Origin of the sequence: Micromonospora sp. NPDC004551 (assembly GCF_040609975.1) — a bacterium.
Classification (GTDB): Bacteria; Actinomycetota; Actinomycetes; order Mycobacteriales; family Micromonosporaceae; genus Micromonospora.
Window position 1 is genome coordinate 52,716 of sequence record NZ_JBEXLM010000034.1, and the last position, 12,169, is coordinate 64,884.

At 74.7% G+C, this 12,169-nt stretch carries 10 protein-coding genes and 1 pseudogene; 8 read left to right on the forward strand and 3 right to left on the reverse strand.

Features of this window, described 5'->3' with window-relative positions:
- The first annotated feature begins 453 nt into the window (after window positions 1-453).
- The 3 genes from ABZW14_RS29260 to ABZW14_RS29270 are packed head-to-tail and all read left to right on the forward strand — an operon-like array spanning window position 454 to window position 2,998.
- Window positions 454-2,085, forward strand: a complete 1,632-nt coding sequence (locus ABZW14_RS29260) for an AMP-binding protein (protein ID WP_355352661.1) — start codon at window positions 454-456, stop codon at window positions 2,083-2,085.
- The gene (locus tag ABZW14_RS29265; RefSeq protein WP_355352664.1) at window positions 2,075-2,329 is read left to right on the forward strand and encodes a glutaredoxin family protein; all 255 of its coding nucleotides are present in this window, start codon (window positions 2,075-2,077) and stop codon (window positions 2,327-2,329) included. Before ABZW14_RS29260 ends, ABZW14_RS29265 begins: the two co-directional genes overlap by 11 nt.
- Window positions 2,330-2,350: 21 nt before the next feature.
- A complete protein-coding gene (locus tag ABZW14_RS29270; protein WP_355352667.1) occupies window positions 2,351-2,998 on the forward strand; it encodes an HAD hydrolase-like protein in 648 nt (215 codons plus the stop codon).
- A gap of 14 nt (window positions 2,999-3,012) precedes the next feature.
- Here the strand turns inward: ABZW14_RS29270 and ABZW14_RS29275 are convergent, their stop codons facing one another.
- Window positions 3,013-3,675: a response regulator transcription factor gene (locus ABZW14_RS29275; protein ID WP_355352697.1), complete on the reverse strand. Its 663-nt coding sequence runs from the start codon at window positions 3,673-3,675 to the stop codon at window positions 3,013-3,015.
- A gap of 98 nt (window positions 3,676-3,773) precedes the next feature.
- A complete protein-coding gene (locus ABZW14_RS29280; RefSeq protein WP_355352670.1) occupies window positions 3,774-5,078 on the reverse strand; it encodes a sensor domain-containing protein in 1,305 nt (434 codons plus the stop codon).
- A gap of 391 nt (window positions 5,079-5,469) precedes the next feature.
- On the opposite strand from ABZW14_RS29280, the gene ABZW14_RS29285 reads away from it, so the two are divergent.
- The 5 genes from ABZW14_RS29285 to hemB are packed head-to-tail and all read left to right on the forward strand — an operon-like array spanning window position 5,470 to window position 11,104.
- Window positions 5,470-6,207, forward strand: coding sequence for a redox-sensing transcriptional repressor Rex (locus ABZW14_RS29285; protein WP_355352673.1), 738 nt, complete (start codon window positions 5,470-5,472; stop codon window positions 6,205-6,207).
- Complete coding sequence (locus ABZW14_RS29290; protein ID WP_355352676.1) at window positions 6,204-7,565, forward strand: glutamyl-tRNA reductase; 1,362 nt, start codon at window positions 6,204-6,206, stop codon at window positions 7,563-7,565. The genes ABZW14_RS29285 and ABZW14_RS29290 overlap by 4 nt, the downstream gene beginning before the upstream one ends.
- On the forward strand, window positions 7,562-8,530 hold the full coding sequence (gene hemC, locus ABZW14_RS29295) for a hydroxymethylbilane synthase (RefSeq protein WP_355352679.1): 969 nt from the start codon (window positions 7,562-7,564) through the stop codon (window positions 8,528-8,530). Before ABZW14_RS29290 ends, hemC begins: the two co-directional genes overlap by 4 nt.
- Complete coding sequence (locus ABZW14_RS29300) at window positions 8,527-10,107, forward strand: uroporphyrinogen-III synthase (protein ID WP_355352682.1); 1,581 nt, start codon at window positions 8,527-8,529, stop codon at window positions 10,105-10,107. Before hemC ends, ABZW14_RS29300 begins: the two co-directional genes overlap by 4 nt.
- Before the next feature lie 13 nt (window positions 10,108-10,120).
- Complete coding sequence (gene hemB, locus ABZW14_RS29305) at window positions 10,121-11,104, forward strand: porphobilinogen synthase (protein ID WP_355352685.1); 984 nt, start codon at window positions 10,121-10,123, stop codon at window positions 11,102-11,104.
- Here the strand turns inward: hemB and ABZW14_RS29310 are convergent.
- Window positions 11,098-12,169: pseudogene (locus ABZW14_RS29310) on the reverse strand (hypothetical protein); the annotation flags it as partial. The gene hemB and the pseudogene ABZW14_RS29310 sit on opposite strands and share 7 nt — an antisense overlap.

Genomic DNA, 12,169 nt, shown 5'->3' on the forward strand with positions numbered 1-12,169 from the left:
TTGAGGTGCTGGTCCAATGCGCTCACAGGCACGGGGGCCTCCTCGGGCTGAGGGGTGTCGACTCACGGCAAATGGGGTGAGCCGACCCGAGTGATGATAGGGCCAACGTCACCCGCGCGTGGCAAGTCCGTTACACAGAGCGGAAGTATTTCCGCTCGCGTCGCACACATGGCGGACCCCTTGTCCGTCGCCTGTGGTTGACTTTCGCGCCGCTACCTGGTCCGGAGTGGAAAGTCCTGGTCGGAGCCAATTTCCTTGCGTCACCGGCGTGTCGCGGCGGCGGCCCGGCCGGGACGGTTCCGGCTGCCCGGAGGACCCCCTCCGCCGACCGGTGGAGGTCGCCGTCCCACCTTCGGGAGTCGCGAGTGGCGGGGTGGACAGTCCCATCCAGGGGACGCTGCTCCGGCGTTCGGGCGTGGCCGGGCGGACGCGGCTGTGCCAGACTCAGCCACCGTGCAGGACGCAGCCCACAGCTCCGCGCCGAACCTCGCCGACCGGCTCCGCCGGGCGGCCGCCGTCCACGGTGACCGTCCCGCGCTGCACTGGCGCGACCGGACGCTGACCTGGTCGGCTCTGGACACCTCGGTGACCGCGACCGCCCGGGCCCTGGCCGCGGCGGCGCCACCGCCCGCCCCGGACGACTCGCCGGCCCGCGTGGCGATCGCCTTCGGCAACACCCCGGACTTCGTGGTCACCTACCTGGCCGTGCTCCGGGCCGGCCTGGTGGCCGTGCCGGTCAACCCGGGCTTCACGGCCCGCGAGATGCGGCACGTGCTCACCGACTCCGGGGCCGCCCTGCTGGTCGCCGCGCCGGAGGTCGCCGGCCGGGTGGACACTGGCGACCTGCCCGCGCTCACCGCGGTGCACACGGCCCCGCCGGTCACCGACGGTGACGAGGCGACCGGGTTCCCGGCGCGGGGCGGCGACGACCTCGCCGTCCTGCTCTACACCTCCGGCACCGAGGGCCGGCCCAAGGGCGCCATGCTGTCGCACCGGGCCCTGGCCGCCAACCACGCCCAGGTCGACCGGATCGACCCGTCGGTGGTCGGCCCCGACGACACCGTGCTGCTCGCCCTGCCGCTGTTCCACGCGTACGGGCTGAACTCCGGGCTCGGTGCCGTCGTGCACCACGGCGCCACCGGGGTGCTGGTCGACGAGCCGGGCCCGAGGGGGGCGCTGGACGAGATCGCCCGGCACCGGGTCAGCGTGCTGGTGGGCGTACCGTCGATGTTCCTGGCCTGGGCCGACGCGGCGAGCGACCGGCCCGGGGCGCTGGATTCGGTGCGGATCGCGGTGTGCGGCGCGGCACCGCTGCCGCCGGCCGCCGGGGCACGCTTCACCGAGGTGACCGGGCACCCGGTGCACGTCGGGTACGGGCTCACCGAGACCGCCCCGGTGCTCACCTCCACCCTGGTCGGCGGCGAGCCGAAGCCGGGTTCGATCGGCCGCCCGCTGCCCGGCGTCGAGCTGCGCCTGGTCGGGGCGGACGGCACGGAGCTGTGGCGCGACGGGGTGCCCGCCGTCGAGGAGGACGACGACGAGCTGGACCTCTCCGACGACCCGGCCGGCACCGACCCGGGGCAGATCGTGGTGCGCGGCGAGAACCTGTTCGGCGGCTACTGGCCGGACGGGCGGGGCGGACCGGACCCGGACGGCTGGTGGGCCACCGGCGACGTGGCGTACGCCGACTCCGACGGCGACCTCTTCCTGGTCGACCGTCTCGGTGAGCTGATCCTGGTCAACGGCTTCAACGTCTACCCGCACGAGGTGGAGCAGGTGCTCCAGGCGCATCCCGGCGTGGCCGAGTCGGCCGTCCTGGGGGTGCCGCACCCGCGGACCGGCGAGACTGTCGGGGCGTACGTGGTGCGGGCGGCCGGCTCGACCGTGACGGCGGAGGAACTGCTCGGGCACTGCGCGCGTAACCTGGCCCGGTTCAAGTGCCCGACCGTCGTGGAGTTCGTGGACGATCTGCCCCACTCGGCGATCGGCAAGGTACGCAAGACCGAGCTCCGCCCGGCGGCGCGCCCGCTGCCCGCACCCGCGCCGCCGACCGAGATCCGCACGGAGGTTCCCGATGTCCAGTGACGCCCGCCTCACCCTGATCACCCGGCCCGGCTGCCACCTCTGCGAGGACGCGAAGGCGGCGCTCGACCGGGTGGTGGCGGTCACCGGGGACCGCTGGGTCGAGAAGGACGTGACGGGCGACCTCGAACTGGAGCGGGACTACGGCGACCGGCTGCCCGTGGTGCTGCTCGACGGCAAGGAGCACGGCTACTGGCGGGTCGAGGAGGACCGGCTGCTGCGGGACCTGACCACGCCCCAGCTCTGAGCCGCCCCTTACAGTGCACCGATGACCGCTGTGCGCCACCACCTGGTGTGGGACTGGAACGGAACCCTCCTCGACGACCTCGACCTGGTGGTGCGGGCCACCAACGTCGCCTTCGCCACCGCCGGCGGCCCGGCGGTCACCGCCGACGAGCACCGGGTCCGGTTCCGTCGCCCGATCGCCGACTACTACGCCGATATGCTCGGCCGGGCGATCGACGACGAGGCGTTCGGCCGGCTCGACCGGATCTTCCACGAGGCGTACCGGGCGGGGCTGACCGGTTGCGCGCTGGCCGCCGACGCCACCGCCGCGATCGCCGCCTGGCCGGGCAGCCAGTCGCTGTTGTCCATGTGGTTCCACGACGAGCTGGTCCCCACCGTGCACACGTACGGGCTGACCCCGCACTTCAGCCGGGTGGACGGGCTGCGCGCCGCGGTCGGTGGCGGCCCGAAGGCGGAGTGGCTGGAGAAGCACCTCGCCGAGCTGGGCCTCGACGGCCAGCACGTGGTGCTCATCGGTGACTCCCTCGACGACGCCGACGCCGCGCTCTCCGTGGGCGCCCGCTGCGTCCTCTACAGCGGCGGCCTCTCCGACCCCGCACGCCTCCGCGGTTCGGGCCACCCGGTGGCCGACACCCTCACCGAGGCGGTCACCCTCGCGCAGACGCTCTGATCCCGCCGGCCGCCTCAGGCGCGGAGGTGGGTGAGGACCGCGAGGACCCGTCGGTGGTGGTTCGTGGCGTCCGGGGGCAGGTCCAGCTTGGTGAAGATGTTGCGGACGTGCTTCTCGACGGCGCCGTCGCTGACCACCAGGGCACGGGCGATGGCGGTGTTGGAGCGACCCTCGGCCATGAGGGCGAGCACCTCGCGCTCGCGCGGGGTCAGCTCCGCCAGCGGGTCGTTGCGGCGGCGGCGGACCAGGAGCTGGCTGATCACCTCCGGGTCCAGCACCGTGCCGCCGGCCGCCACCCGGGCCAGCGCGTCCAGGAACTCGTCGATCGCGGCCACCCGGTCCTTGAGCAGGTAGCCGATCCCGCCACCGCCGGCCCCGCCGCCCGTGGTGGCGAGGAGGTCGTCGGCGTACGACACCTCGACGTACTGGGAGAGCACCAGGACCGGCGTACGCGGCACCCGCCGGCGGGCCTCCACGGCCGCCCGCAGCCCCTCGTCGGTGTGCGACGGCGGCATCCGCACGTCCACCACCGAGACGTCCGGCCGGTGCGTCACCACCGCCTCGACCAGGGCATCGCCGTCACCGACGGCGGCCACCACCTCGTGTCCCGACTCGGTCAGCAGCCGAACCAGCCCCTCCCGGAGCAGCACGGCGTCGTCCGCGATCACCACCCGCATGGGTCCGGTGTCTATCACGTCCTGGACCCACAGCGCGGCCTTCATCCGGTCCGGAGTGCCGCCCGGCGGCGCGGAGGCCAAATCATGGCCGTTGTCCGTCACCGGGGGAGTTCCGCGTGGATCCGGGTCGGCCCGCCGGTCGGGCTGGCCACCTCCAGGGTCCCGCCGGCGGCCCGGACCCGGTCGGCGATGCCGCTGAGCCCGTGCCCCTTGGCCAGGTGGGCGCCGCCGATCCCGTCGTCCACCACGGTGATCTCCAGCCGGCCGACCTTCCGGGTCACCTCTACCCGGCAGGCGGCGGCCCGGCTGTGCTTGGCGACGTTGGTCAGCGCCTCGGCCACCACGAAGTAGGCGGTGCTCTCCAGCGCCGGGTCGAGCCGCCCGGCGGCGGTGCCCAGCTCGTCGTCGACCACCAGTTCGGTGGGCACCAGGGCGCGGGCGGCGAGCGCGGCCAGCGCGCTGGGCAGGCCCCGGTCGACCAGGATCGGCGGGGCGATGCCGCGGGACAGTGCGCGCAGCTCGTCGAGGGTCTCCCGGGTCTGGCTGACCGCCTCGTCCAGGGTGCGCCGGGCCGCCTCCGGGTCGGCAGCGAGCTGCTGGCGGGCCCGGCTCAGGTCCATGGCGAGGCGGACCAGGCGCTGCTGCGGGCCGTCGTGGATGTCCCGCTCCAGCCGGCGCAGGGCGGACGCCTCGGCGGACGCGGCGGCCCGCTTCTGCTCCTCCAGCGTGGTGATCCGCTGCCGCATCTCGGCCACCCCGGTGAGCAGCGAGTAGGCCAGGGCGGCCTGGATCCGGGCGCAGGCCCGGGCCACCAGGGGCAGGGTGAACAGGGCGAACAGCCCGATCGCGGTGTTCAGGGCGACCCGCGCCCCGGCCCCGTCGCCCATCCCGAGCAGCTGGCTCAGGTCCTGGTCGTCGGGGCCGCGCGGGATGGCCCAGTCGTACGCGCCGTAGAGCGTGCCGGCGACCGCCAGCGCCCACCAGACCAGCACGATCACGAACGTGGGCAGGGTCACCAGCAGCCGGACGAAGGCGTGCAGCAGGTCGAGCCACGACTGCGGGTCGCGCATCGGGGTCAGGACCCGCCGCCAGAAGCCCGCGCCCCGCTCGGGCGCCAGGTAGACGGGGCGGACCCGGGGCTGGCGCAGCACGGCGGGCAGCCGCAGCCGCTCCAGGTCGGCCAGCCCCCGGGCCGCGTACAGGGTGCCGGCGAGGACCGGCAGGCCGAGCGTGGTGACCAGCAGACCGGCGGTGAGCGAGATCCCGGCCACGGCCAGCACGAAGCCGACCAGCGCCAGCGGGAGGCCGAAGAGCACGTAGCCCGAGTCGCGCAGGAGCTGGCGGACGAGTCCCCGGACGGGTGTGGTGGGGGCGGGCGCGGTGCCCAGCGGTACGGCGGTCATGCTCCGAGGCTATGGGCCGGGGCCGGCCCGACCCATCCCGCGCACGGGTCTCTCCGGGGTGGGGTTCTCCCTACCGCCGGACGTGACCCGCGCCTCTTCCCGACGGTGACACACCGCTACCGAGCGCGCGCGATTGGTCAGAGAAGTCGGGATTGAGCAATAATCGCCACGCGGTGCCGAGGGAGCTCCGTCTATCGATCTTGTGGGAATGGAGGGGCAGGTGGTGGCGCGTCGCGACCGAGCAAGATCGCGATTTGTGCACCTCTTCACAAGCGCCTACTCTGTAGTTCCGACGCGCCCTGCTAGCACAGCCGGCAACATCGGTCGCCAGCGGGAGTCCCGGAACGACCGGCCACCGTCGCTGGTCGAGGATCGCACCGCACGGAGTCTCATGAGTCAGCACCGTCACCCAGGCGCGCCCGGCCGCGCCGGTGCCGTACCGGCGCTCCCGGACCTGCCCGAGGCGACCGTCGCGCGGCTCCCGGAGTACCTCCGCGCCCTGCACGCGCTCGCCGACACCGGCCACGAGACGGTCTCCAGCGAGGGGCTGGCCAACGCCGCCGGGGTCAACTCGGCGAAGCTCCGCAAGGACCTCTCCCACCTCGGCTCGTACGGCACCCGCGGCGTCGGCTACGACGTCACGCTGCTGATCGACCAGATCGAGTCGGTGCTCGGCCTCACCCAGTGCCGCTCCGTGGCGCTGGTCGGCGTGGGGAACCTCGGTCACGCCCTGGCCGGCTACGACGGCTTCGCCAGCCGCGGCTTCCGCATCGCCGCGCTCCTCGACGCCGACCCGTCCCGCGTCGGCGAGGAGATCAACGGGCTGGTCGTCCGGCACGTCGACGAGCTGCCCCGGGTCGCCGTCGAGGAGTCGATCTCGATCGGCGTGATCGCCACCCCGGCGCCGGCCGCCCAGGCGGTCGCGGATCAGCTCGTCGCCGTCGGCGTGACGAGCATCCTCAACTTCGCGCCGTGCGTACTCTCGGTTCCGGAGGGGGTCGACGTGCGCAAGGTCGACCTCGCGATCGAGCTGCAGATCCTCTCCTTCCACGAGCACCGCAAGGCGTCGCTGACCGCCCTGCCCGGCGGGCTCGCCGCCACCGAGACCCAGGAGGCGATCGGCACGTGAAACTGCTCGTCGTCGGCGCGTCCTACCGCACCGCCCCGGTCGCCACGCTGGAGCAGCTGGCGGTCCCGCCCGCGGACCTCACCCGCACCCTGGACCGCCTGGTCGCTCAGCCGTACGTCGCCGAGGCCGTGCTCGTCTCCACCTGCAACCGCGTCGAGGTGTACGCGGCCGTCACCGGCTTCCACGGCGGCCTCGGTGACATCTGCGCGGTCCTGGCCGAGCAGGCCGGGGCCCCGCCGGCGTCGCTCGCCACCCACCTCTACGTGCACTACGACGCCGCCGCCGTGGACCACGTCTTCCGGGTGGCCAGCGGGCTGGACTCGATGGTGGTCGGCGAGGCGCAGATCCTCGGCCAGCTCCGCGACGCCTACCACTCGGCCAGCGGCGCCGACTCCGCCGGCCGGCTGCTGCACGAGCTGATGCAGCAGGCGCTGCGGGTGGGCAAGCGGGCGCACGCCGAGACCAACATCGACCGGGCCGGGCAGAGCGTGGTCACCGCCGCCCTCGACCTGGCCGCCGGCCTGCTCGACGGCGACCTGACCGGCCGGCCCGCCATGGTGGTCGGCGCGGGGGCGATGGGCTCGCTGGGCGTGGCCACCCTCTCCCGGCTGGGCGCCGGCCCGCTCACCGTGACCAACCGGGGCGCCGAGCGGGCCGTCCGGCTGGCCGAGTCCTACGGCGCGACCGCCGTGCCGATGGCCGAGCTGGTCGACGCCCTCGCCACAGTGGACGTCGTGGTGGCCGCCACCGCGGCCACCGAGGCGGTGCTCAGCCGTGACGTGGTGACCCGGGCGCTGGCCCGCCGGGACGCCGAGCGGGGCCCGCTGGTCCTGCTCGACCTGGCCGTCCCGCGCGACGTCGAGGAGGGCGTGGCCGAGCTGCCCGGCGTCGAGGTGATCGACATCGACCGGATGGCGGCGATCCTCGCCGACGGCCCGGCCGCCACCGACGCCGCCGAGGTGGCCCGGATCGTGGCCGGCGAGGTCGAGGTGTTCCTGAGCTGGCTGCGCGGCGCCGACGTCGCCCCCACCGTGGCGGCCCTGCGCGGGCGCGCCGACGACGTGGTCACCGCCGAGCTGCGCAGGCTGGCCCAGCGCCGTCCGGACCTCAGCGACGACCAGCGCGCCGAGGTCGCCCGCACCGTGCACCGGGTCGTGCAGCGGCTGCTGCACCAGCCCACCGTCCGGGTCCGCCAGCTCGCGGCCGAGCCCGGCGGCGACCAGTACGCCGCCCTGCTGCGCGAGCTGTTCGACCTCGAGGTGCCGCAGACCTCCCCGGTCGACACCGTCCCCGACGTGGTGGAGGCGGAGACCGTCCTGCCGGCCGACACCACCCCGCCCACCGGAGGTGCGCGATGACCGCCCCCCTGCGCCTCGGCACCCGGGGCAGCGCCCTCGCGATGGCCCAGTCCGGCCACGTCGCCGAGGCGCTCACCGCGGCCACCGGCCGCCCGGTCGAGCTGGTCGAGGTGGTGACCGCCGGCGACCGCTCCACGGCCCCGGTGCACCGGCTCGGCGTCGGCGTCTTCGTCTCCGCGCTGCGCGACGCGCTGGCCGCCCGGGAGATCGACTTCGCCGTCCACTCGTACAAGGACCTGCCCACCGCGGGGGCGCCCGGCCTGCACATCGCCGCCGTGCCGCCCCGGCAGGATCCTCGGGACGCGCTGGTCGCCCGGGACGGCCGCACCCTCGCCGAGCTGCCGCCCGGTGCACGGGTCGGCACCGGCGCGCTGCGCCGCATCGCGCAGCTGCACGCCCTCGGCCTGCAGCTGGAGGTCACCCCGATCCGGGGCAACGTCGACACCCGGCTGGGCCGGGTGCTCGGCCCGGACGCCGACCTCGACGCGGTCGTGCTGGCCCGGGCCGGGCTCACCCGCCTCGGCCGGGCCGGCGTGATCACCGAGACGCTCGATCCGATGCTGATGCTGCCCGCGCCCGCCCAGGGCGCGCTGGCCGTGGAGTGCCGGATCGACGATCAGGACCTGGTCGAGCTGCTCGGCGTGCTCGATCACGCACCGTCCCGTGCCGCGGTCGTCGCGGAGCGGGCACTGCTGGCCACCCTGGAGGCCGGGTGCAGCGCACCCGTCGCCGCCTACGGCGAACTCGCCGAGGGGGACGCCGGTGAAGAGATCTACCTGCGCGGGGCGGTGATCAGCCCGGACGGCACCCGTGACCTCCGGCTGTCCCGCACCGGAACGCCCGCCGACGCGGCGGAGATCGGCAAGGCACTCGCCGCCGAACTCCTCGAACTCGGCGCCGACTCGATCCTCGGCCAAGAAGGACACGCCGGCCCGGGGACCCAGCAATTTGGGAGCACAGAATGACCCGCACCCGTAAGCCCGTAGGCCGGATCGCGTTCGTCGGGGCCGGTCCCGGCGACCCGGGCCTGCTGACCCGCCGGGCGCTGGACGCCCTGGTCGACGCCGACCAGGTGGTGTACGACCGGGGAGTCCCCGAGTCGCTGCTCGAGCACGTCCGCGCACAGGCCAGGCCCGACGCCGAGTTCAGCCCCGCCGAGGGTGTGCCGGGGGACGTGGCGAAGGTGCTGATCTCCGCGGCCCGGTCCGGCCAGAACGCCGTGCACCTGGTCGCTGGTGACCCGTTCGGCCACGACTCGGTGGTCAAGGAGGTGCAGGCGGTCGCGCGTACCGCCGCGCACTTCGAGGTGGTGCCGGGCGTCGGCCAGGCCGAGGGCGTGGCCACCTACGCCGGCGTGCCGCTGCCCGGGGTCCGCACCGCCGCCGACGTCGAGGACGTCACCACGCTGGACTTCGACGCGCTGGCCGCGGCCGTGGCCCGCGGTTCGCTGGCCATCGCGGTGGACGCCGGTGACCTGGCCGCCATCCGGGACGGCCTGCTGGCCGCCGGGGTGGAAGGCACCACCGCCGTCGGGGTGACCGGCGACGGCACCGGCGAGACGCAGTACACCACCACGTCGACCGTCGACTCCTTCGTCGCGGCGGCGCTCGGCTTCACCGGCCGGGTCGTGCTCACCGTCGGCGCGGGCGTCTCCGACCGCGACAAGCTGAGCTGGTGGGAGAACCGGCCGCTGTACGGCTGGAAGGTGCTCGTACCCCGGACCAAGGAGCAGGCCGGCGCCATGAGCGCGCGGCTGCGCGCGTACGGGGCGATCCCGTGCGAGGTGCCGACCATCGCGGTCGAGCCGCCCCGCACCCCGGCCCAGATGGAGCGGGCCGTCAAGGGCCTGGTCGACGGCCGGTACGCCTGGGTGATCTTCACCTCGGTGAACGCGGTCCGGGCGGTCTGGGAGAAGTTCGGCGAGCACGGCCTGGACGCCCGCCACTTCGGCGGTGTCAAGATCGCCTGCATCGGCGAGGCCACCGCCGAGGCGGTCCGCGCCTTCGGCATCCAGCCCGAGCTGATCCCCTCCGGGGAGCAGTCCTCCGAGGGCCTGCTGGCCGAGTTCTCGCCGCACGACGAGATCCTCGACCCGGTGGGCCGGGTGCTGCTGCCGCGCGCCGACATCGCCACCGAGACCCTGGCCGCCGGGCTCACCGAGCGGGGCTGGGAGGTCGACGACGTGACCGCGTACCGGACCGTCCGGGCCGCGCCGCCGCCCGCCGAGATCCGCGACGCGATCAAGTCGGGTGGGTTCGACGCGGTGCTCTTCACCTCGTCCTCGACCGTCCGGAACCTGGTCGGCATCGCCGGGAAGCCGCACGCCCGTACCGTTGTTGCGGTTATCGGGCCCAAGACGGCGGAGACCGCCACGGAGTTCGGCCTGCGGGTCGACGTGCAGCCGCCGCACGCCTCGGTGCCCGACCTGGTGGAGGCGCTGGCCGCCTACGCCGTCGAGCTGCGCGAGAAGCTCGCCGCCATGCCGGCCAAGCAGCGCCGGGGCTCGAAGGTGCAGGGGCCGACCGCCCTGAGGTTCCGCTGACAGGAGGCCGCTCATGTCGTACCCCGAGATCCGGCCCCGCCGGCTGCGCCGCAACGCGGCCGTGCGGCGGCTGGTCTCCGAGACCCGCGTCGACCCGGCCGAGCTGGTCGTGCCGATGTTCGTCAAGGAGGGGCTGACCGAGCCGCGCGCCGTGGCGTCGCTCCCGGGAGTGCTCCAGCACTCCCGGGACTCGCTGCGCAAGGCCGCCGTCGAGGCGGTCCAGGCCGGGGTCGGCGGGATCATGCTCTTCGGGGTGCCGGCGGCACGGGACGAGTCCGGGTCGGGCGGCATCGACCCGGACGGCATCCTCAACGTGGCCATCCGGGACGTGATCGCCGAGGTCGGCGACGCCACCGTCGTGATGAGCGACCTCTGCCTGGACGAGTTCACCTCGCACGGCCACTGCGGCCTGCTCACGCCCGACGGCACCGTGGACAACGACGCCACCCTGTCCGCGTACGCCCGGATGGCGGTCGCCCAGGCCGACGCCGGGGTGCACACGGTCGGGCCGTCCGGGATGATGGACGGCCAGGTCGGCGCGGTCCGCCGGGCCCTGGACGCCGCCGGGCACCAGGACGTCTCGGTTCTCGCCTACGCCGTCAAGTACGCCTCGGCCTTCTACGGCCCGTTCCGCGACGCCGTCGAGTCGGCCCTGGAGGGCGACCGGCGCACCTACCAGCAGGACCCGGCGAACCTGCGGGAGTCGCTACGCGAGGTCGAGCTGGACGTCGCCGAGGGCGCCGACATGGTCATGGTCAAGCCGGCCCTGCCCTACCTCGACGTGGTGGCGGCCGTCCGGGCCGCGGTCGACGTCCCGGTCGCCGCCTACCAGGTCTCCGGCGAGTACGCGATGGTCGAGGCGGCCGCCGCGAACGGCTGGATCGACCGCGAGCGGACGATCCTGGAGACGCTCACCTCGATCCGCCGGGCCGGCGCGCAGATCATCCTCACCTACTGGGCGGTCGAGGCGGCCCAGCTGCTCCGCCAGCGCTACTGAGCGCCGACGGTCACCACCCGGGCCAGCTCCGCCACGGAGTAGACCTTCTGCGGCGGGTCCGGTAGCTGCGCCCAGGCCACGCGCACCGTATCGTCGTCGACCCAGGCGGCTCCCCAGGTCCCGCCGCCCGTCAGACCGTAGGCCGGGCTGGCCGTTCCGAGCGGCCGGTCGGCCCTGAGCTGCCCGGTAGCGGTTTCCAGGATTGCCACCCGGTAATCGAGGTTCCGACCGTTCGGGTGGCGGTAGGGAACTGCGACGAGGCTGCCGTCCGGGGAGAGCCGGACTGACGGGGCACAGTCCCCGGGCACCGTCAGCCGCGACAGCCGACTCCCGTCGGCCAGCCGGCGAACGTCGAGCTGGCAGCGGGTCATGTCGGCCGGGCCGGTCACCGACACCACGCGCCCGGCCGTCACGTCGGCCTCGCGGAACGGCAGCTCGCCGTCGGCGTTCGTCGCCACTCGGATCAGGGTCTTCTCCCGGCCGGTGGTCAGGTCGTGGGACACCAGGCCCACGCCGCCCCGAACCAGGTAGGCGTACCGCACGTCGGCGCCGGCCAGCTTCAGGCCCTGCCCCTTGATGCGGACCTCCCGGCTGATGTCGACCCGGTCGTCCGCGCCCAGCACCATGAGGCGGATCGAGAGGCCCGCCACGTCCGGGCCGTCCGTCCGCCGCGTACCGGGCATGAGGTCGGTGAGCTTGAGGCCGACCAGCCGCCCGTCGGGCAGCGCCACGGTCTCCTGCCAGCCGGCGGGGACCCGGTGTCGGACCACCGAACCGTCGCTGCGCAGCTCGTCCGCGACGCCGCCGACCAGGCCGATCTCCGGGCCGGCCCGGCGCGGTCGCACGGTGGCGCCTTCGCCACTCAGCAGCAGCCGCTGCGCCGGCGCGGGGGTCGGCGGCGGCGCGCTCGGGACGGTCGGTGACGGTGCGGCCAGCGGTGCGGCCGGCCGGTGGTCGCCGACGAGCAGCGGCACGGCGCCGCCGGTGACCGCGACCAGGACCACCAGGCCCGCCGCGGCCGTCGCGGTCCGTCGGCGCCGCCGGGCCCGGGCCCGGCGGCGCAAC

Bases quoted from the DNA above. Each gene is read 5' to 3' on its own strand.
- ABZW14_RS29265 (WP_355352664.1), top strand. From the start codon at position 2,075: ATGTCCAGTGACGCCCGCCTCACCCTGATCACCCGGCCCGGCTGCCAC.
- ABZW14_RS29270 (WP_355352667.1), top strand. From the start codon at position 2,351: ATGACCGCTGTGCGCCACCACCTGGTGTGGGACTGGAACGGAACCCTC.
- ABZW14_RS29275 (WP_355352697.1), bottom strand. From the start codon at position 3,675: ATGCGGGTGGTGATCGCGGACGACGCCGTGCTGCTCCGGGAGGGGCTG.
- ABZW14_RS29280 (WP_355352670.1), bottom strand. From the start codon at position 5,078: ATGACCGCCGTACCGCTGGGCACCGCGCCCGCCCCCACCACACCCGTC.
- ABZW14_RS29285 (WP_355352673.1), top strand. From the start codon at position 5,470: ATGAGTCAGCACCGTCACCCAGGCGCGCCCGGCCGCGCCGGTGCCGTA.
- hemC (WP_355352679.1), top strand. From the start codon at position 7,562: ATGACCGCCCCCCTGCGCCTCGGCACCCGGGGCAGCGCCCTCGCGATG.
- ABZW14_RS29300 (WP_355352682.1), top strand. From the start codon at position 8,527: ATGACCCGCACCCGTAAGCCCGTAGGCCGGATCGCGTTCGTCGGGGCC.
- hemB (WP_355352685.1), top strand. From the start codon at position 10,121: ATGTCGTACCCCGAGATCCGGCCCCGCCGGCTGCGCCGCAACGCGGCC.